Raw genomic sequence first — 19,155 nt, 5'->3', positions numbered from 1 at the left:
AACAGAATCGGGCCCAAGACATTGCCCTGCTGAGCCAGCGAGATGCCCACGCCCGCCGCGATGACGCGGAAAGTTCCCCAGAAAAAGGAATCGCCGATTCCGGAGAGCGGCCCCATCAAGGAAACCTTGATCGCATTGATCGCAGCGGGATCCATCGTTTTTTTCTCAGCAGCCTCTTTTTCCATGGACGCCGCCATGCCGAGTAAAAACGTGCTGATATGCGGAGTAATATTGAAAAAAGCGGTATGTCTCTTTAAAGCTTCGACCTGTTCCTCCTGAGTCCCGCAAAATTCATGGATTGCCGGAAACATCGCCCAGGCAAACCCCAAAGCCTGCATTTTTTCAAAGTTAAACGAACATTCCAAAGCAAATGAGCGGTAAAACAACTGACGGGTTAGCTTCTTCTCCTGCGGAGTGATTTCAAATTTACTCATTAAAGAATTCCTCCTCTGCCTGATCCTGGCCCTGCGGCAAACTGATCTCCGGTTGTTTACGGTTATGGCTCATATCCTGAACCACCAGCAGAACGCCGATCGTTAAAGCGATACCGGTGATCGCGATGATCGGCAGATTGAGATAAGTCGCTAAAATAAAGCCTAAGAACAACAAAACACAGAGCCGATTATCCCAAAGCATGTTCATCAGCAGCGCAAACCCGACAGCCGGAAGCATCATGCTTGCCGCATCCAGCCCGTCCAATATAACCTGAGGAATCTGATCGACAAGATTCCGCATCAATTCAACGCCGAATTGCAGGGAAGCAAAGGCGATGAAACCATAAATAATCGCAAAAATCAGAATGCTTCCAAAATGCAGTCGCGTAATCTTATTGAATTGCCCCTGTTCAGCATAAACCTCGACTTTCGACATCTGGGTAGCACGGATGAAATAAACAAGATACTGCACCATTTGCATTAATAACCCGATCGGTACCGCCAGCGCTAAAGCAATTTCCACGCCCTGATTCATACTGATCGCAAACGCTGTGCCCAATATGGAGCCCATCGTTGAATCTGAAGGCGTTGATCCGCCGATTGAAACAACACCTAAGAAAATCAATTCCAAGGCAGCTCCCATAATTAACCCTTCATACAAATCACCGAGAATAAACCCCACGATCGGCGCCAAGACAATCGGCCGGTTTAACATCAGCCCGCAGCCGCTTTCAGTTACTAATAAGCCGCCAAAAGCAACGAATCCAATCAAAATAGCCTGGAATAGTGTCATTGTTTCTCCTCCTCACTTCCGGATGCTTCTTAAAGCATCTTTAACATTGACTTTGTTGTTTGTTGGAATCATCTGGATATCAAACGGCAGTTCATAGCTCAGAATTTCCTGAATCGCTTCAATATCGGTTTCATCAACATAGACTTCCCGGGTCATCATCTCTTTGTTTCCCTTGTCAATCCGACCGCTGTTTCCGATATTAATTCGCTCGATCAAGGTTTTGTCCGGCAGTAATCGAAGCAATCTCGCCGCGTCGGCCGGACTTTTCATCACCAGCAGAATGTTCATTTTAGCGGAACGTGGATCCTGAATCAGCCGGGAGGCTTCTTCAACGGATTTGATCAACAGTTTAATTTGTTCTGGCACCGCTAATTTCATGGCCAGACTCTGGATTGGATCCTGAACCAGCTCGTCGTTGGCCACGATAATCCCTTTGATGTTAAGCTGTTTCGTCCACATGAATACGACTTGTCCATGCAGCAGCCGATCGTCAATCCGCAGCATTTTGATCATACATTTCCCTCCTTTCTCATTTGAAGTTCACTGGAAAATATCCAGTTCATTCCTTTTTAAAACCAGGATTCCTCTTGCGGAATCTCGTTTAATTTAGCGTTGCCGTAGACCATTGACTTCTGCGCTTCATTCAGGATGGATTCGATGGCCATGCCGCCGGTTTCCACATCGCTCAAACACAGCTGCAAGACTAAATTCAGATTCATCCCGGCAATCAAATGAACATGGGCATCCGCGCAGAGAGGAAGCAAGGCGGTATTGACGCTGCCTCCCCAAAGGTCGGTAAGAATTACCGTTAATTCGCCAGGCCAGGATTTGATCATTCCTTCCACTTTTGTTTTGAGCAGTTCCGGCTGCATTCCTGAAACCAGGGACAGCGGAATCAACTCTGTTTGATCTCCAACGATCATTCTGGCCGTATCGGCCATGCCTTCGGCTAACCGGCCATGTGAAGCTAAAATCAATCTTTTCATTCTGCCTCTCCTTCCAACTCTTTTTTATTAAAGGCTTCATCATTCGCGATATAATCATACAAATAAGATATTTCATCAATCGGAACGGTAACGTTATAGCTTTTCAATATCCGTTGGAAACTGATATGGACTTGATCAATAAAATCCTGATGTTCTTTTTGAAAACGCGTTAAATCCGCCTGGGACTCAATCGCGGTTCTTGTCACCAGCCGCTCAATGAGAAAACTGACATGGATGTAAATTCCCACAAGCGTCCGGCTTTGAAACCGGCAATGACGCTGCCGTTGAAGCTCGCTGACGGCTTCATAAACTGAATCCAGCAAATGTGCAGGATTGAGAATCGTGAGGTTTTCCATCAGACTTTGCAAAGAAAAATTCTTTAATAACTGCTGATGAAATTGATCCAGTTCCTCCTCGTTTAATTCATCCTGAAAAGCTTCCGATAAGGGCTGCAGGTTTCTGAATCCTACGATATCTTCTAAGGTTACTGAATTCACGCCATCCAGTTTCAAGCCTAACGGTTTAATTAAGAGGACGACATGATATTGCTGAAAGAAATCGTCATTTTCCAACGTCGTCTTCAGTCTCGAATACTCGACTTCAATAAATTTGATATTGACCGGACGGGGCAAAGAGCTGCGGAACAGTTCTGCCAATTTCCCGCTGACGCGGATTGAGATATCATTTGTAAATATAATCGCTTTGGGTTTTTCTGTTTGCCGCAGCAGTCGGTAATGGCATTGATGGCTTTGACAAGCAGCGATGAGAATCGCTTCCAGTTCTTCGTTCTGTTTAATCCGATTGCCGACGTCCAGCGCTAATCCTGTCGATATATTGTTAATTATTCCAATATCCATCTTTGAATTTAAATGCTGGGCCATCGCTTCCAGCGAACCCATATCGACAAGAACCAGCATTCCCTGATAATACGAATGCATCTGCAGGAATCGATCCAGTTGCTTTTCAATCGCGGCGACTTCAGTATCCAGCGGCATGTCAATGGCATCAAAAACCTGACTTTGCAATAACTGATTCGCGGCATCCGCAATACTGGACGCCGTGGAATAACCATGACTGATTATAATTCCGCATAACTGCCGGCCTTTTTCCTGCTGATTATAAAAACAGATATTCAAGGTAAGAAAGATAACGTTCAGAGGCTGTGTTTTGATTTCCAATGTAGTGCATAGCCGGGAAATCAATTCGTCGGCAAGTGAGAACGCCTGCGGCAGCTCCTGTTTCAAAGAATTCAGACAAGACTGGATCGAATCTCTCTGTTCGCTCTCCCAAACGGAAGCGCTGGTTTTCATTTGATGAAGAGAATCGATCATTCTTGCTAAAACAAAACTGCAGTTTAAGGGCAAGGTTAGCCTGGCATTGTCTTTCGCTTGATCAATCAACGTTTGAATTATATTTTCAATCGAATTGATCCGCGGATTCTCTTCTTTTTGTTCAAAAACAATCATGTCATAATACTTCCGCATGATCTCCAACCCGTCCTTCAGAAAAGAATTGAAATGATGATGATTAAAAAAGTAATCCCGATGCGCTTCCAGCAACAGATCAAACAGATCGAAAATCTGATGACTGTCATTCTCAGGAACCAGTTCGTTGATCGTTAAAAAGACAAGTTCCTCTTTCAAGCCTTTCCATTCCAAAGGAATTTTCGATAACAAAGGTTCCGGCAAATAAACTCGCTTCAAGCACAGGCTTTGTGTCTTCTCCTGTTCCAAAAAAGCATTGGCACACATCGTCCGAATACAATTTTTCAACTCATGAATATTCAGCCCTAACGTATTGCCTCCTAACAAAGTAAATAAAGATTGCGAGAGTCGAATTTCGCAGTTTAATCTTTTTTGTTCCTGATTCAGAAGTACCCTTACCAATTGTTCCCGTTCTTCAGCAGGACGTTTCATTAACGGCGGAATGCTGCAATGAACTGGTATGCTTAATAATAAATCCTGTCCCAAACATTCTAACGAAGGCGTATCCAACCCAAGGATTACCCGCGTTTGACTGCTGATGGGATGTTCTGAATCTCCCATGCGGGTAAACTGTCCAGTGTTGATATAATCAGCGATCCTCTGCTGACATTCCAGGCTCATTTTATCGGCCTGTGAAAGATATAGAAGACCGTTATGACATTTTTCAATAAAGCCTGTTTGTTTTTTAACAGAGCTGTGGATTCCGAAAAGATCTTCCAGCATTTTATCCGAGGTTTGTTCTGAATTAAATTGATATGCGATAAAACAAGCTTTATCCATGACGCGATGTTGATTTTTTAAGAATTCAAAAGCAAGCCGGGCTAAAAATGTTTTTCCGCTTCCTCTTTCACCCTGGAGGATCACGGGCAACCCATGCGGATAAAGCATCGCAGCTTTTAACTGCGAAATACAATAGCCTAACGAACCATCCTCACCCACCGCGTTAAAAAAATCCTGCGGCTCTTTCTGCTTCTGCTTTAACGCTTCAATTAAATCCGGCATATTGTAATATTCGTTATAGGTTAACGTCACGTTATACTTTTTCTCCAACTGTGTTTTATCGAAATAATAAACGGGTCTGGAGTTAATTTTGATACATCGCCCCAGTTTACACAATTCATTCAAATATTGGCTGGCTAAAGAACGGCTGATATTTAAAGTATTGGCAATATTGCCGGTGGACATCGCTTTTAAAAAGTCAACGCCATGACGGCAGGTTAGATCTTCTACGATTTTCTGAATTTCTTTCTGCGTTTTTTTCATGGACTCACCACAGCTCTCTAAGGTTGACTTCTGTCTTCATTATAAGCGTTGGAATAAAATTGTCTGAAACACCAGAGAACTTCAACACTGTTTAACAATTTCCATTTGTTTTCAACACTATTTGTCCTTTTTAACAATGCGATTCTCCAAGTTATTCATTTCCGAAAATCTTACATTAACTACAAATGAATCAGAGTCACCTCTGCCATGATACCGCTCGAAAGCGATTTAATCTATCATTCAATAACTTTGGCAAATTTTACCTGTTTGTCAAAGTACCAAAAAAAAACTGCCAAGCTTACGCTTAACAGTCTGCCTGACGCAGATAGGCGATTGCACTGACGCCCGGCCCGGTATGCGTGCCGATTACGCTGCCGACGCCGCATACCTGCGAACTGACGATTGCTTTTTCTTCTAAGAAGGCGATCAGGTCGCTGACCGCTTCACGGTTTCCTGTATAACCAAAGATCGGTTCCACCTGAGGATCCGGCATTCCCAGCTTTTCCATCTGCTGCCAAAACAGTTGCAGTGTTGCTTTCTTGCCGCGGGCTTTGCCTAAGACGCTCAGCTTGCCCTCCTCCAGGGTGATCATCGGATGGATGCCCAACAACGAACCCGCAAATCCGGCGGCCTTGGACAACCGGCCGCCTTTTACCAGAAATTCCAGCGTGTCCACAGCGGCCAGAACGACGATGCGCGATTTCAGCTGATCTAACTGCGCCGCGATCTGCCTGGCGGACTGTCCGGCATCGCGCAGCCGGATCGCTTCGCGCAGAAGCAGCTGTGTGCCGATCGTCGCCGATAAACTGTCGACAATATAAATCGGTTCGTATTCACAATAATCCTTCGCCAGCTGCGCCGATTGACAGGTTCCGCTTAACTGGCTGGACAACGTCAGAACGAGGATCTCCTCGCCTGCCGCTTTTGCTTTCTCATATTCCGTCAGAAAGTCGTTCGGCGAGGGCTGGGAGGTTGTCGGCAGCTGACCGCTGCCCGTCAGCTTGGCATAAAATTCTTCGATGTTCAAATCAATGCCGTCGCGGTATTCTTCATGGCCGAACAGCACCTTCAGCGCAACAACGCCAATATTGAGCTGCCGGGCTGCCTCCGGGGTCACATCGGCCGTGGAATCAGTGATAATACGAACTGTCATATCGTGTCTCCTCCTTGAGATAGTTTGAATGTCAATATAAAAATCTAACCCATTATAACAGCGTATTCTCCCCTTGGCAACCCTTTTTCGCAAAATAAAAACGGCATTTCAAACAATCACTTGAATGAAAGCCGTATCATTTAAAATTCAGTCTCAAACAGCTCGAGAATTTCCTCACGGCTCATCGCGGCGATCGAGCCGTCGGAACCTTCGATGACCGATTGCGACAGCTGCTGCTTCTGCTGCTGAAGCTTGCTGATCTTCTCCTCTACCGTGCCTTCGACGATCAGCTTGACAACCTGGACGTTGCGCGTCTGGCCGATCCGGTAGGCGCGGTCGGTCGCCTGATTCTCCGCCGACAGATTCCACCATGGATCGTAATGAATGACGATCTCCGCGCCGGTCAGGTTCAATCCTGTGCCGCCGGCTTTGAGCGAGATCAGAAAGACCGGCGTCTTATCACGGTTGAAGCTTTCCATTAAATCAAAACGCTGCTGCTTCGGTGTTGCGCCGGTCAGCAGATAGGTTCCGATCCTGCGCTTCTCGCATTCATCCCGCAGCTTGTCCAGAATTGTCGTAAACTGGGAGAAGACCAGAATCTTCTTGCCCGACTCCACCGCATTTTCAATCAGCTCCATGCAGGCGGTCAGCTTGCTCCGCTCGCCCCCGTAACCATCAAACACCAGTCCCGGGTCGCAGCAGATCTGCCGCAGCCGCGTCAGCATCGCCAAAATCATGATCTTGGAGCTGCCGGCGTTGGTTTGCTGATCCAGCGTCTGCGTCAGCTGCGTCTGGATCTGCTGCAGCGACGCCTGGTAGAGCTTCTTTTCCGCTTCGCTGAATTCGATCTGCAGCACGCTTTCCGTCTTTTCCGGCAGTTCCTTCAAGACGTCCTGTTTCACACGCCGCAGAATAAACGGCGATACCAGCTTCTTTAATAACGTCAGCCGTTCTTCGTCGTCATACCGCACAATCGGCAGCTCGTAGTTTTCTTTAAACTGCGCGTAGCTGAACAAATAGCCCGGCATTAAGAAATCGAAGATCGACCACAGCTCGGCTAATGAATTCTCAATCGGCGTACCGGTTAAGGCAAAGCGGTGGCGGGCCTGGATCTGCTTGACAGCCTGGGCGCTCTTGGTCCGCTGATTCTTGATCGCCTGCGCCTCATCGAGCACCAGATACTGAAACGCCAGCGGCTGGTATAACACCTCGTCGCGCTTGACGTAATCGTAAGACGTGATGAGGACGTCAAAGTCGTTTGCGGAAGCCAGCGTATTCTGACGTTCTTTCAGCGTGCCGTGGACGCAGCCGCATTTCAGCTGCGGCGCGAAGCGGCGGATTTCCGCCTGCCAGTTGAGGATCAGCGAAGCCGGGGTAACGACCAGACTGCAGCCGCCTTCCCCCTGCAGCCGCGCATCCTCCAGCACGGCGATCATCTGCAAAGTCTTGCCGATGCCCATATCGTCGGCCAGAATCCCGCCGAAGCCATAGTGAGCGATCGTTTTCAGCCAGCGGAAGCCTTCCTTTTGATAGGTGCGCAGAATCTTGCGCATCGAGGGCGGCACGTCGAATTTGCTTTCCTCAATATTCTTAAAGTCGCGGATCATCGTTTTGAACTCCTGATTCCGCTCGACCTTGATCTCCGGCGTACTCATCAGCCGTTCGTTCAGCGCCAGCGCCCGATAGTTTTCCAGCGTCACCGGTCCGGCGCCCAGCTGCTTCGGATCAACCTGCAGCGCGTCCAGCATCGCCAGCATTTCTTCGGTTTCGCCCTCGCCAATCGCGAAGTAGTCGCCATTTTTCAATCGCACATATTTTTTCTTCTGCTGATAGCCGCGGAAAATTTCTTCCAGCTCCTGCGGCGTCAGCTGCGGACTGTCAAGCTGCAGCTTCAGCAGGCCGGAGGTCAGCCGTACGCCGACGGAGAACGAAGCCCGCGAACGGATCTGAACATTTTTCAGCGATTCGCAGATATAGACCTCCGCCAGATCCATCAGCTTGCCTACCCCTTCCGCCAGGAAGCTGAATTCCTTGGTTTCATTTTTCTCAATCCAGGCGATCTGGGTCAGCGTGTCAATCCGCGTCACATACTGCCGGATGATCGCGCGCACTTTCTGTTCCTTGCGCAGGTTGCGGTTATCGCGGTTGGTCAGCGTATCGAAGCCGATGTATTCGTTGGGGCCGTAACAGAAGCGGATCGTGATCATGATCGTATGCGGCGCCGGCTCGTCGATATACACCCGCGTGACCAGCGGATCCAGCCGGACCGGCAGCTCGTCCATACCCAGCACCGGAATCAGCTCGCTGACCGGCTGCAGGACGTTGTAATAGAAATTCTTGATCTGTTCGTGACTGACGAGCAGCTTACCGCCCTGCTGCAGCCGTTTTAATAAGGGTCCGCACAGGATCCGGTACCGCGGAAGCAGCCGGATCAGCGTGCCGCCGACATAGACATAATCGGCCTCATTGCTGGACAGATAGCGGTATTCGTGCGGCGTGACCGCAAGCTGGTAGTCCTGTCCCTGCCCTTCGACCTGAAGCGTAAACTGCGGATTTTCCTCAATCATCACCATCGGCCGGCCATCCGCCATCATCACCGGATGATTCCAAAACAGCTCATAAAAATCATCGACGCTGCTGCCGCTCAGCTTGACATAGCGCGCTCCGGTATCAAAATTGGTCTGGGATGAATAGTTGCGGCGGATAAAGCGCAGGATTTTCTGCGAAACTTCGTCGAACGATTCCGGAACATGCAGAAACTGCAGTTCCTTGCCATAGCTGACAATCGCCGCCTCATTCATCCGCGTCATAAATTCGCCGAGATTTTTTAAAATGTATTTTTTCTTGCGGCCGATCCGGAAACTGACCAGCAGCTCGGAATTGGAAAACATGACCTCCGGCTGCAATTCGACCGGATCGTTCTGCAGCATCACCGGGTCGTCCAGCACCGCGGAATTGACATACGCCTCGATCAGCTGCTCACTTTGCGAAAACATCTGCCGGCGGCGCATCTGCTGGATATAGTCGGCGGCGTTCTCCCGGTAATAAAAAGGAAAATGGTCGATCGTCCGTTCTTTCAAAAACATCAAAACCGCGCCGATGTGGGCGCAGGCTTTTTCATCGTGGACACAGTACGGGCATTCACAGGAAAAATGAAGCAGCTCGCCGGTCACAGAATGCAGCGACAGCTTGACATGCTGCAGATACGGATAGACGACGGCTTCGACCTCGATCAGCTGCAGCGTTTTATATTCAACGGCCGACAGCGACTGGATGATCGAGCGTTCCTGATGATAACGCCGCGCCAGATTCCACGTCCGCTCGTCAAAATAGGTACTCAGATTCGTTTCGTCCAGAATCATTGGCACCGGTTCCTCCTTTCCGATTGTTCCATCAGAAAAAGCCCCGCGACGGGCTTTTATTCTGATTTCAGCTCCCGGGCCATCAACAGCTTGATCGCCTGGGACGGCTTTTCGCCTTCGTACAGCACGCGGTAAACCTGTTCGGTGATCGGCATGCTGATGTGCTTCTTAATTGATTCTTCATAGATGACCTTGGCCGCTTTTACGCCCTCGACCGTCTTCTTATTGGTTTTCCAGAAAATCTCCGCGCTGTCCTGACGGCCGATCTGCATGCCGGCCTGGAAGTTGCGGGAATGCGGGGAGGTGCAGGTGACGATCAGATCGCCGACCCCGGTTAATCCCAGATAAGTTTCGGCCCGTCCGCCCTGCGCGATGCCGTAGCGGGACATTTCCGCCAGACCGCGGGTCATCAGCGCCGCCCGGGCATTGTCGCCTTCGCCCAGTCCGGTGATGATGCCGCTGGCTATCGCCATGATGTTTTTGATCGCCACGCCGGTTTCCGAACCGATCACGTCGGTTCCGCGGTAAACGCGGAAATAATCGTTGGAGAACAGCTCCTGAATCTGTCTGGCTGACGCTTCGTTTTCACAGACCGCATTGACCGAGGTCAGCTTGCGGAGAATGACCTCTTCGGCGTGTGAAGGGCCGATCAGAGAAACGACGTCCGTCAGTGTTTCCGGCGTGAAGCATTCCTTGATCACTTCGCTGAGCCGCTGATGGGTCGTCGGATGGAATCCCTTGGCGACGTTGATCACAATCACCGGATGATCCAGCGCCGCCGCAGCCCGGCGGCTGACTTCCTCCACCGCGCCGGTCGGCACCGCGAAAAGCAGGATATCGGCGGTTTTGACCGTATCGAACTCCAGCGTCGCTTCGATGGCCGGATTGACCAGTACCTCCGGAAAGTATTTCGTGTTGCGATGGAGCTTCAGGTCGGCAATTTCCTCAGGGCTCTTGCCCCAGATGACGACCTCATGATGATTGTCCGCCAGCACCTGCGCCAGCGCCGTGCCCCAGCTTCCGCTGCCCAATACGCAAATTTTCATATTGCGCCTCCTTTAGTCCTTACTGCGGGCGATGATCCGGATCGGCGATCCGTCAAAACCAAACGCTTCCCGCAGACGGTTCTCAATATAACGGCGGTAGGAAAAGTGCAGCAGCTGCGGATCGTTGACGAACAAAACAAACGTCGGCGGCGCGACCGCTACCTGCGAAGCATACAAAATCTTTAAGCGCTGACCGTTATGCGTCGGCGCCGGAGTTGTCAGCTGAGCGTCCATCACGACTTCGTTGAGCACGTTGGTCGCGATTCTTAATTGGGAATAGTGATAGACGTCTTCGATCATCGGCAGCAACGTATTGACGCGCTGATGGGTTTTGGCCGAGACGAACAGAATCGGCGCGTAGCTCAGATACACAAACTGCGCGCGGATTTGTTCCGTCACCCGGTTCATCGTCTTCTCATCTTTTTCCACGGCATCCCACTTGTTGTATACGATAATGATCGGTTTGCCGGCTTCATGCGCATACCCGGCGACATGCTTGTCCTGTTCGCGGATCCCGCTTTCCCCGTCGATCACAAACAGCACGACGTCACAGCGTTCAATCGCGCTCATCGCGCGCAGCACCGAGTATTTTTCAATATTTTCATAGACCTTGCCGCGCTTGCGGATCCCGGCCGTATCGACGACGACGTAATGCTTGCCGTCATGTTCAAACGGAGTATCCACCGCGTCGCGGGTCGTGCCTTCAATATCGGAAACAATTACGCGTTCTTCTTTTAACAGCGCGTTGACCAGACTGGACTTGCCGACATTCGGCCGGCCGATGACCGCGAAGCGGATGCCTTCCAGCTCCGGCTGCTGCTTTTCAGGAAACGCCCCGACCAAGGCGTCCATGACGTCGCCGATGCCGATGCCGTGCGATCCGCTGACCGCAATCGGTTCCGAAAGCCCCAGCGCATAGAACTCATAAATATTTCCCTGCAGCGTCGTGTCGTCAATCTTATTGACGGCCAGAACGACCGGCTTGCCGCTGCGCCGCAGCATCCGCGCGATGAACTCATCGTCGCCGGTCACGCCGTCGCGGCCGTTGACGACAAACAAAATGACGTCGGCTTCCTCGATCGCAATTTCGACCTGGGCTTTAATTTCTTCCTGAAACGGCTGATTTTCCAGCTGAATTCCGCCTGTGTCAATGACGCGGAAATCCTGAGTCAGCCACGTTCCTTTTCCGTAAATCCGGTCCCGGGTCACGCCCGGGGTATCCTCGACGATGGAAACCCGTTCGCCCAGGATCCGATTAAAAATCGTTGACTTTCCGACATTCGGACGGCCAACGATGGCAACCACACCTTTAATCATGGTTTCCCTCCTTACTCTTTTCAGCAGCCAGCTGCTTGATCGCCGCAACGACCTCCTCGATCGTCATGTCCGAGGTATCGACGCAGACGGCGTCCTCCGCCTGCCGCAGCGGCGAATGGATCCGTTCCATGTCCTGCCGGTCGCGCTGTGCGATTTCCGCGACGAGCTGATCATAGTCTGAACAGATTCCCTTCTGCTGATTCTCCAGAAACCGCCGTTTCGCACGGGCCTGGGGCGAAGCGGTCAGAAAGATCTTCACTTCCGCCTCCGGCAAAACAACCGTTCCGATATCCCGGCCATCCATGACGACGCCTTTGTCCGCCGCCATTTTCTGCTGCCGCTCGACCAGTTTCTGACGCACTGTTTTTAGTGAAGAAACCCGGGACGCCGCCATCGACACGGCGTTGGATCGGATTTCATCCTGCATCTCCACACCGTCCAGGAACACCTGTCCCTGCGGAGTCAGACAAATTTCAGTCCGGTCGATCATCGCGCCCAGCGCAACTTCATCATCCAGCGCCAGCTTTTCGTTCAGCGCTTTGTAGGCGATACAGCGGTACATCGCCCCGGTATCTAAATGGATATAGCCACATTCGTGAGCCAGCCGCCGGGCAATCGTACTTTTCCCCGCGGCGCTGGGCCCATCAATCGCAATGTTCAATTTCATTAAATAATTCCTTTCTGAAGCAGGATCCAGTACACGACGATCCCCAGTACCACTAACAGCGCCAGGATCAGCAGGACCAGAATGAAGTTTAACAGACGATTCGTATAGGATACGGAATCGTTCATATCGTTCAGCTCGTCTTCATAGTCGTCCATCTGCGCCCGCAGCTGTACCGTCTCGCTCATCAGCTTTTCACGCAGTTCTTTTTCTTCCTGCATGTGGGAGCGCAGTTTGCCGAAGAAGCGATGCGGCTGGGTCTCGTCCTCTTCCCAATCCTCGTCTTCCTCGTCCTGATCTTCCTCTTCTTCCTCATCGTCATCCTCATCCCGATGCCGGCCGAACAGTTTCCAACGCGGCTTTTTCGTTTCTTCTTCGTCCTCGTCGTCCCATTCGTCATCCTCTTCCTCATCGTCTTCGTCCTCGGCAAGGACCGGCTGGATGTCCGTGGTTTCTTCTTCAACCGGCGGTTTCATCCGGCGTGATTTCTTGATTTCCGGGGTTGGCGCCGGTTCCAGCGTCTTTAACATTTCGCCGCTGTTGCCGCTCTGATCAAGCAGCTGCTTGACCTCCATTGAGATCGTGTTGCGCAGCGTGTCGTCCTCCGGCAGCACAAACGACGGGATATCCATGTCATCCAACAGGTTATCCTTGCTCGTGCTGACCATTTTTTCCTCAAACGGCCGGATTGAGCTCTGTTCGCGCAGCTGCTTCAAAATGTTGACCTGCGTGTCCTCACTGGCTAACAAACCGCGCTGCTTGTTGTACTCCTTTACTTCGCTGATGTACTCGTCAAGATATTCATTATTAAAAGAAGAGGCTGCCGGACTCGCCTTCTCTTTCTGCGTTTCATCCGCAAAATAAGCTTCGCGGCGCAGATGGATCGGATCGTGGTTTTCTTCTTCTTTAACTTCCAGCTGTTCCGTTGCAGTCGTATCCAAACGGCTTAGCCGTTCGGCATAGGCGGAGATCCCCTTCGTGCTGATCTGCGATTCCGCATCGTTCTGCAATTCCTGCCTCAGTTTTTCATATTTAGCCTTACGCGACATATTCTGCATACACAGTGCCTCCTAATCTTTTTCATTATATCAAAAATTGACTCCAGTTGCGAAGAAAACTGACGGTTTGCCCGGATTCTTTTGTGAAAGCGGCTGGTCAGCTTTTATTCCTGCGGCCTCACTTGGAATCATGTCCACGATCATTTTCCAATTTTCTTCATCCTGCCGCCGATGAAAGCGAGGATCAATCAAGAATTAAAAAAGCTGGCGATTGATTCTGAGCGCTGATTTGCCAAAGCAGATCGCAACCCGAATATCAAAATCCCAGCCCAGAAGCTTCTTTTTTATTCCGTCCTATTTCGCGGCCGATTTTCTTCAGCGGTGCAGAATCGGCGAAATGTGCTTATATAACAGGAACACCATCAACGACGTCACAATTCCTTTAATTAAATTGAACGGCGTCGTGCAGAACAATACGAGCGTGAACGCGTTATCGACAAACGGAACAACCTTGGCGCCCATCGAAATAATCGCTTCCAGCGGCATATTGAAGAAGAACGAATACGCCGGAAGCATCACGAAATAATTTGTCAAACCGCCGACCAACATCAGGCTCACCGTGCCCAGAATCATGCCGATCAGCGCGCTTTTCAGATTCTTATGCCGCCGATAAAGCCAGGCGGCCGGCAGGATAAATGCGCAGCCCATTACAAAGTTGGCCAGCTCCCCGACATACGCCGTACCGGAACCAAAAAACAGACAGCTTAGAAAGACCTTCATCGCTTCGATCGCAACGCCGGCCAGCGGTCCCATCGCAAAACCGCCGATCAGGACTGCGACCTCACTGAAATCCAGTTTGTAAAACGGCGGAGCGATAAAGGGAATCGGAAAATCAAATTCCATCAGGATAAACGCGATCGCCGCTAAGATGCTGACTTTGGCCATGGTTTTAATGTTGAAAAATTTTCTGTTTGTCATCTTTTTTCCTCCACTTCTGACAACGCTGACTTTTCCTGTCCTGGCGACAAAAAAAGGTTTCAACAAAACCTTCGGGGTAGCTCTATGAAAAAGAAAAAAACATTCTTTCATCCAGACTTTACTGTCGCCACTGGAATTCCACCAGTTCGGCCGAGAATCGGCTCGCGGGGTTTACCGCCGGTCGGGAATTGCACCCTGCCCTGAAGTTTTATCGTCTTTATCATAACCTTCACAAATGAATTTGTAAAGACCTTGACAAGAAAAAGAAAAAAGATTTGATCTGAATTCGACCAAATCTTCAGTTTAGACTTATGCGCGTCCGGAATATTTGCCGTCAGCCGTGTTGATGACGACCATTTCATCCTGTTCGATAAACAGCGGAACACGGATTTCCAGACCGGTTTCCAGCTTCGCCATCTTGGAAGCGGAAGTCGCCGTATCACCTTTCACCGCCGGTTCGCATTCAACGATCCGCAGCTCGACTTTATCCGGCAGAATAATTCCCAAAATTTCGCCTTCATACATCGAAATTGTGACGTTATCGTTCGGTTTCATGAACTTCATTTCCCATTCCAGATGATCCTTCTGGATTTCAATCTGGTCATAGGTTTCATTATCCATGAAGACCAAAGCATCGTCGGTATCGTACAGATACTGCATTTCGCGCTTGTCGATGTGCGCCTGTTCCACCTTGTCGCCGCCCGTGAAAGAGATTTCGTTGATAACTCCGGTACGCAGATTTTTAACCTTGACCTTGACGATCATCTGGCGCATCGCAGTTTTGTTGTGCTGAATATCCAGAACGACAAAAATATTACCTTCATTTTCAAATGTTGTTCCTGGTTTTAAGTCATTTACAATAATCATTCCTATTCACCATCCTACCTAGTATATTTTATAGGAATAGCCGATTTTGTCAATGATTTCCCGGCTGCGCATGACTATTTTCCCAATGAATCCGGTTGCCGAAGCGGCGGTTGCAGCCGAAACTGATCGTCGCGGCGATCGTCGCGAAGCCCAGATAGCACCATTGGTCAAAATTCAGCCGGCTGCCCAGGATCAGAAACTGCACGCCCAGGATCACGGCGCTGACAAAGAAGTCCAGCAGTTCCACCGTGTTTTTGGAGCGGTACATCAAAACCCATGAAATAAAGAACAGCTCGGCGCCATAGATGATAGTCAGAAACGGCGTGCTTCCCGAGGGCAGAAACTGCAGCGTTTCCCCTAACAACATCAAAATCAGAAAGAAGACCGAAGCGACCACGCTGTCCATGAATTGTTTCATCGTTTCACCTCATCTCTATCTCATAGTTTGTCACTTTCCGGTTGGTTTCATCCAGCTTTAGCACAATTTTTTCATAGGCGGTCCTCACTTCTGCCGTATCGCCGCGCCATTGTACCTCAGCCTGAATTTCCGCCCGCCAGCCGCCGCAGCGATATTCATGGTTCAGCTGACAGCGTACCCAGCGAAAAATGGGGATTAAGCGCAGATCCTGCCGCTGACTGGCTTCCAGTTGTTCGGCAACGGCGATCTCCGCGTTGAGTTGAAGATAGCCCAATGCGGTCCAGGCGCTCAAGATCAGAAACCAGGCCAGAAAGAACAAGCTGACAAATCCCCGTTTATCCGGCATCACCCACCACCGCCTCCCATTCACCATCCATGCTGACAAGATGCATCCAGATCTGCGACTGCCGCTGATCAAACCAAACTGTTTCAACCTGATCGAAGAAAATCCAGGTTCCCGGCTGGGCCAACAGCCAGTTTCCACTCTGAACAAGACGGCGATTTTGACCTTCGGCATAAAACGTCAGCTGATCGCGGCTCACCTCAATTTCTCCGCTGCTCAAAAGCAGCCGGCGCAGCTGCTGCAGCTGAATTTGATCCTGAGCGGAACGCATCAGCCAATCCTGTCTGGCGAGAAGCCTGACGAGGGTCGGAATCATCGGCAGAAACAACGTGACAATCCACAATCCCAAAAGCAGATCGATCAGAATGTTTCCGCCGCTTGTTCTGCAGGGTCGCTCGTTTTGATTGGAAGCGGCGTGCATACCGGACATTCCCCCTTTGCTTCAAGCGCTTCCGCCAAGCGCTGGCTGCTCTCCTGCTGCCTGCGCTTGGCGATTTCATTGAGATGATAACGGCTGCCCAGCAGACCTCCGGTTAACAGAATACAGGTAGTGCACAGCGCAATCGCGATCAACGCGTCGCTCAGCAAAAAACCGCGGTTATTTTCCAACGATGCGCCCCCCTGCCAGCTCCATCACCAGACAGCGCCGGCTGAAGCAGAGCGTACGGGCCTGATCAATCCGGCCTTTCCTATTGTAATGTATGCGGATGCGGCCGGTCTGGTCCGCATCAATTTGGGCGATTTGTTCCTGACCTTCGCCCATCGCCCGGGCCTGAAGCGGCAGCACCTGTGCGATAAACCGGCCGGGACTCAAGTCCGGCTGGATGACAAACGGAATCGTCAGCAGTTCGCAAGCCGCCACAATCATCAACGCCAATAACATTTCCGTCAGCGTCGTCCCGGCTTTAGCGGACATAAGCCTGACCCTCGCGGATTTCCAGCTGCTCGCCGCCGGAACATTCCGTCTGCTGCTTCGTCAGCAAGCCTGCCGACACCAGATCATTGATTCTTAACGGCAGCTGACCGGTATCCAGCTTGTATTGGAGAATTGCCGAGTCGATCACCTTCAGCTGCGCCGCGCAGCCCTTTTCATCGACAATTTTCATAACCCGCTGAATATTCGGTACCGACAGCAGAAACAAGATTGCCAGCACGCTGACGACGATGATCATTTCCAATAGCGTAAAGCCCCTTTTCATACGTTTCTTCTCCTCTCTTATTACATCTGACTCATGATTGAAAGCGGCAGCAGCAGGATCTGATAAACGATCAGAATCATCGCTGCAATCGTTCCGTAGGCAAACAGCTGCAGACCTCGCGCTGCCCATCGCAGCTGATCGAACAGTTGTCCCTGACGCACCTCGACATAACTTTCCAACAAGGGTTGAACCTGACCGCTGCGGGAAGCGGTGCGCATCAGCTGCATCAGCGAAGGATCGAGATACTCCGTGCCTAACGCCGTTTCCAGACTTTCTCCTGCCAGCAGCGCCTGTTCCACATGCCAGCTCATGAGTTTCAGAAACGGCTTTTTCGGCAGTTTCTGCAATAACGTCAAGGTTGTCTGCGTCGGACAGCCTTCCCTGAGACAACAGGAAAAATAACGCGAGAAATCCAATCCCAGCCAGCGTCTTAAAAACTTGCCGCGGCGTTTTTGAATCAACAGCACATACGCACTTAACCGTGCCGTCGGTTTGCGCAGCCAGATTGCCAAAGCGCCGGATGCCGCCCCCAGCAGCGTCAGAATGAAAAACATTGTGCCCAAGCCGTGATGCAGCAGCACCATCCCCGCCGGGTTTCGCTCAAAGGACTGAATCAGGCTGATCAGCACCGGGAAACAGACATGGTTGAACAAGGCCAGACCTCCCAGACTGCCGGCAGCTAAAAGCATTGGGTAGCCTAACAGCTTGCGGATCTGGCTGCGGTTTTCGGTATATAACCGATGCAGTCTCAGTGCCAAGGTCAGCGCCTGCTGAGGCGGCATGACCTGCGCCATCGTTTCAAAATCAGCGGCGATACCTTTCGGCAGGGCAAAAGCCAATACGGCCGCAAAATCCGCCCCTTCCAGCATTCGCCCACGCAGCGCGGCGATGATGGAATGGTTCTTCGGCGTTTCAATAAAGGTCAGGCTTGTCTGCCAGCTCATCGCGCTGCCCAGAAGAATCGCCAGCTGCTGACATTCAGAGACCGACAGCCTCCCGTTGTTTCTGTGTGATGCGATTTTTGAACAGCAGATCGTCCAGCCGCTGCGGCAGCGGGATAAAATTATCCGGCGCCTGTCCCTGGCGCAGCTGTGCCAGCTGGTCAGGCAGAAGCACTTCATAGACACACATCCTTCCCTTTTGATTTTTTAAGGACACCAACCGCTGACAGCTGACTCCAGCCAGCATCTCCATCAGCTGAGTTTCACTGACTCCCAGTTCGATCATCCGTGTGATCGCCGATTGTGCTGATGAAGCATGAATACTGGTTAGAACCAGATGTCCGGTCAGTGCGCAGCGCAGCGCCATCGCCGCCGCCACCGGCTCGCGGATTTCGCCGATCATGATGACGTCCGGATCATGCCGCAGCAGTTGGCTGATCCCTTCGTCATAACCCAGATGCTGACGCTCGTTGATCTGGATCTGAATGAAACGGTCCGAATAAATTTCAATCGGATCCTCGAGCGTGAAGATCTTGGCCGGGCTTAATTCGTTGAGCATGGCGTACAACGTTGTCGTCTTGCCGCTGCCGGTAGGGCCGCTGACGAGGAATAAGCCGCTGCGTCGTTTCAGCACTTGCTTCAGCAGATCGGTCTGCTTTTTATCCGGGCAACAATCGGTCAGCGTCCAGTCCAGCGTTCCGTTGAGAATTCGCAGCACTCCGCTGGTCAGCATCAGACTGTGCATGACCGCAAACCGTAGCGCCAGCACCCTACCATCCACGTCGATCTCAAACCGACCGGTTTGCGGCCGGCTGCCATCGCTCAGCTCCAGGTTGGCCCGGTATTGAAGATAACGGAACAATTTCAGGTCCTGCGCCTCAGTCTCAATGAGATCGGAAGAGCGTCGTG

21 protein-coding genes and 1 riboswitch are annotated in these 19,155 nt (G+C 50.9%); all 21 genes read right to left on the bottom strand.

The window, feature by feature from the left end; genetic code table 11:
- Positions 1 to 434 (bottom strand): PTS system mannose/fructose/sorbose family transporter subunit IID (locus AC5OW4_RS09425; RefSeq protein WP_493676903.1); only part of this gene is annotated, 434 nt, incomplete at its 3' end.
- Complete coding sequence (locus tag AC5OW4_RS09420) at positions 427 to 1,227, bottom strand: PTS mannose/fructose/sorbose/N-acetylgalactosamine transporter subunit IIC (protein WP_308559920.1); 801 nt, start codon at positions 1,225 to 1,227, stop codon at positions 427 to 429. The genes AC5OW4_RS09420 and AC5OW4_RS09425, both read right to left, overlap by 8 nt.
- A gap of 12 nt (positions 1,228 to 1,239) precedes the next feature.
- The gene (locus AC5OW4_RS09415) at positions 1,240 to 1,740 is read right to left on the bottom strand and encodes a PTS sugar transporter subunit IIB (RefSeq protein WP_072683403.1); all 501 of its coding nucleotides are present in this window, start codon (positions 1,738 to 1,740) and stop codon (positions 1,240 to 1,242) included.
- 56 nt (positions 1,741 to 1,796) lie between these two features.
- A complete protein-coding gene (locus AC5OW4_RS09410; RefSeq protein WP_195396848.1) occupies positions 1,797 to 2,213 on the bottom strand; it encodes a PTS sugar transporter subunit IIA in 417 nt (138 codons plus the stop codon).
- On the bottom strand, positions 2,210 to 4,960 hold the full coding sequence (locus AC5OW4_RS09405; protein ID WP_308559919.1) for a sigma 54-interacting transcriptional regulator: 2,751 nt from the start codon (positions 4,958 to 4,960) through the stop codon (positions 2,210 to 2,212). Before AC5OW4_RS09405 ends, AC5OW4_RS09410 begins: the two co-directional genes overlap by 4 nt.
- A 304-nt stretch (positions 4,961 to 5,264) precedes the next feature.
- Positions 5,265 to 6,113: a DegV family protein gene (locus AC5OW4_RS09400; RefSeq protein WP_072683405.1), complete on the bottom strand. Its 849-nt coding sequence runs from the start codon at positions 6,111 to 6,113 to the stop codon at positions 5,265 to 5,267.
- Positions 6,114 to 6,253: 140 nt separating this feature from the next.
- On the bottom strand, positions 6,254 to 9,475 hold the full coding sequence (locus AC5OW4_RS09395) for a DEAD/DEAH box helicase (RefSeq protein ID WP_308559917.1): 3,222 nt from the start codon (positions 9,473 to 9,475) through the stop codon (positions 6,254 to 6,256).
- Positions 9,476 to 9,531: 56 nt separating this feature from the next.
- Positions 9,532 to 10,521 (bottom strand): NAD(P)H-dependent glycerol-3-phosphate dehydrogenase, encoded by a 990-nt coding sequence (locus AC5OW4_RS09390; protein WP_308559916.1) that lies wholly within the window; start codon positions 10,519 to 10,521, stop codon positions 9,532 to 9,534.
- A 12-nt stretch (positions 10,522 to 10,533) separates the two neighbouring features.
- Positions 10,534 to 11,838: a ribosome biogenesis GTPase Der gene (gene der / locus AC5OW4_RS09385; RefSeq protein WP_308559915.1), complete on the bottom strand. Its 1,305-nt coding sequence runs from the start codon at positions 11,836 to 11,838 to the stop codon at positions 10,534 to 10,536.
- The gene (gene cmk, locus AC5OW4_RS09380; RefSeq protein WP_072683409.1) at positions 11,831 to 12,505 is read right to left on the bottom strand and encodes a (d)CMP kinase; all 675 of its coding nucleotides are present in this window, start codon (positions 12,503 to 12,505) and stop codon (positions 11,831 to 11,833) included. The genes der and cmk overlap by 8 nt, the downstream gene beginning before the upstream one ends.
- Positions 12,505 to 13,560 carry a hypothetical protein gene (locus AC5OW4_RS09375; RefSeq protein ID WP_072683410.1) on the bottom strand — a complete coding sequence of 352 codons (1,056 nt, stop codon included), beginning with the start codon at positions 13,558 to 13,560 and terminating at the stop codon, positions 12,505 to 12,507. The genes cmk and AC5OW4_RS09375 overlap by 1 nt, the downstream gene beginning before the upstream one ends.
- A 315-nt stretch (positions 13,561 to 13,875) precedes the next feature.
- Positions 13,876 to 14,478, bottom strand: coding sequence for an ECF transporter S component (locus tag AC5OW4_RS09370; RefSeq protein WP_195396840.1), 603 nt, complete (start codon positions 14,476 to 14,478; stop codon positions 13,876 to 13,878).
- A gap of 95 nt (positions 14,479 to 14,573) precedes the next feature.
- Positions 14,574 to 14,690, bottom strand: a riboswitch (FMN riboswitch).
- A gap of 97 nt (positions 14,691 to 14,787) precedes the next feature.
- Positions 14,788 to 15,345, bottom strand: a complete 558-nt coding sequence (gene efp / locus AC5OW4_RS09365) for an elongation factor P (protein ID WP_072683412.1) — start codon at positions 15,343 to 15,345, stop codon at positions 14,788 to 14,790.
- Positions 15,346 to 15,394: 49 nt separating this feature from the next.
- On the bottom strand, positions 15,395 to 15,763 hold the full coding sequence (locus AC5OW4_RS09360; protein WP_072683413.1) for a hypothetical protein: 369 nt from the start codon (positions 15,761 to 15,763) through the stop codon (positions 15,395 to 15,397).
- 4 nt (positions 15,764 to 15,767) lie between these two features.
- Positions 15,768 to 16,109: a hypothetical protein gene (locus tag AC5OW4_RS09355; protein ID WP_308559913.1), complete on the bottom strand. Its 342-nt coding sequence runs from the start codon at positions 16,107 to 16,109 to the stop codon at positions 15,768 to 15,770.
- A complete protein-coding gene (locus tag AC5OW4_RS09350; protein WP_308559912.1) occupies positions 16,099 to 16,527 on the bottom strand; it encodes a hypothetical protein in 429 nt (142 codons plus the stop codon). Before AC5OW4_RS09350 ends, AC5OW4_RS09355 begins: the two co-directional genes overlap by 11 nt.
- Positions 16,467 to 16,715, bottom strand: a complete 249-nt coding sequence (locus tag AC5OW4_RS09345) for a hypothetical protein (protein ID WP_493676902.1) — start codon at positions 16,713 to 16,715, stop codon at positions 16,467 to 16,469. The genes AC5OW4_RS09350 and AC5OW4_RS09345 overlap by 61 nt, the downstream gene beginning before the upstream one ends.
- Positions 16,705 to 17,022 carry a hypothetical protein gene (locus tag AC5OW4_RS09340; RefSeq protein WP_195548403.1) on the bottom strand — a complete coding sequence of 106 codons (318 nt, stop codon included), beginning with the start codon at positions 17,020 to 17,022 and terminating at the stop codon, positions 16,705 to 16,707. Before AC5OW4_RS09340 ends, AC5OW4_RS09345 begins: the two co-directional genes overlap by 11 nt.
- Complete coding sequence (locus tag AC5OW4_RS09335) at positions 17,012 to 17,305, bottom strand: competence type IV pilus major pilin ComGC (protein ID WP_006060297.1); 294 nt, start codon at positions 17,303 to 17,305, stop codon at positions 17,012 to 17,014. The genes AC5OW4_RS09340 and AC5OW4_RS09335 overlap by 11 nt, the downstream gene beginning before the upstream one ends.
- Positions 17,306 to 17,325: 20 nt before the next feature.
- Complete coding sequence (locus tag AC5OW4_RS09330) at positions 17,326 to 17,859, bottom strand: type II secretion system F family protein (protein WP_229056887.1); 534 nt, start codon at positions 17,857 to 17,859, stop codon at positions 17,326 to 17,328.
- Between the two features lie 424 nt (positions 17,860 to 18,283).
- On the bottom strand, positions 18,284 to 19,155 hold an 872-nt coding region (locus AC5OW4_RS09325; protein ID WP_493676901.1), incomplete at its 5' end, for an ATPase, T2SS/T4P/T4SS family.

This window comes from Holdemania sp., assembly GCF_986127675.1.
Note: the sequence above shows the minus strand (reverse complement) of the source record. Positions and strands in the feature narration are given on the sequence as shown.

Coding starts and splice junctions, on each gene's coding strand:
- AC5OW4_RS09330 (WP_229056887.1), bottom strand. CDS start 17,859: ATGTTTTTCATTCTGACGCTGCTGGGGGCGGCATCCGGCGCTTTGGCA.
- AC5OW4_RS09415 (WP_072683403.1), bottom strand. CDS start 1,740: ATGATCAAAATGCTGCGGATTGACGATCGGCTGCTGCATGGACAAGTC.
- AC5OW4_RS09370 (WP_195396840.1), bottom strand. CDS start 14,478: ATGACAAACAGAAAATTTTTCAACATTAAAACCATGGCCAAAGTCAGC.
- AC5OW4_RS09420 (WP_308559920.1), bottom strand. CDS start 1,227: ATGACACTATTCCAGGCTATTTTGATTGGATTCGTTGCTTTTGGCGGC.
- AC5OW4_RS09360 (WP_072683413.1), bottom strand. CDS start 15,763: ATGAAACAATTCATGGACAGCGTGGTCGCTTCGGTCTTCTTTCTGATT.
- der (WP_308559915.1), bottom strand. CDS start 11,838: ATGATTAAAGGTGTGGTTGCCATCGTTGGCCGTCCGAATGTCGGAAAG.
- AC5OW4_RS09375 (WP_072683410.1), bottom strand. CDS start 13,560: ATGCAGAATATGTCGCGTAAGGCTAAATATGAAAAACTGAGGCAGGAA.
- efp (WP_072683412.1), bottom strand. CDS start 15,345: ATGATTATTGTAAATGACTTAAAACCAGGAACAACATTTGAAAATGAA.
- AC5OW4_RS09405 (WP_308559919.1), bottom strand. CDS start 4,960: ATGAAAAAAACGCAGAAAGAAATTCAGAAAATCGTAGAAGATCTAACC.
- AC5OW4_RS09390 (WP_308559916.1), bottom strand. CDS start 10,521: ATGAAAATTTGCGTATTGGGCAGCGGAAGCTGGGGCACGGCGCTGGCG.
- AC5OW4_RS09335 (WP_006060297.1), bottom strand. CDS start 17,305: ATGAAAAGGGGCTTTACGCTATTGGAAATGATCATCGTCGTCAGCGTG.
- AC5OW4_RS09410 (WP_195396848.1), bottom strand. CDS start 2,213: ATGAAAAGATTGATTTTAGCTTCACATGGCCGGTTAGCCGAAGGCATG.
- AC5OW4_RS09395 (WP_308559917.1), bottom strand. CDS start 9,475: ATGATTCTGGACGAAACGAATCTGAGTACCTATTTTGACGAGCGGACG.
- AC5OW4_RS09400 (WP_072683405.1), bottom strand. CDS start 6,113: ATGACAGTTCGTATTATCACTGATTCCACGGCCGATGTGACCCCGGAG.
- AC5OW4_RS09350 (WP_308559912.1), bottom strand. CDS start 16,527: ATGCACGCCGCTTCCAATCAAAACGAGCGACCCTGCAGAACAAGCGGC.
- AC5OW4_RS09355 (WP_308559913.1), bottom strand. CDS start 16,109: ATGCCGGATAAACGGGGATTTGTCAGCTTGTTCTTTCTGGCCTGGTTT.
- cmk (WP_072683409.1), bottom strand. CDS start 12,505: ATGAAATTGAACATTGCGATTGATGGGCCCAGCGCCGCGGGGAAAAGT.
- AC5OW4_RS09340 (WP_195548403.1), bottom strand. CDS start 17,022: ATGTCCGCTAAAGCCGGGACGACGCTGACGGAAATGTTATTGGCGTTG.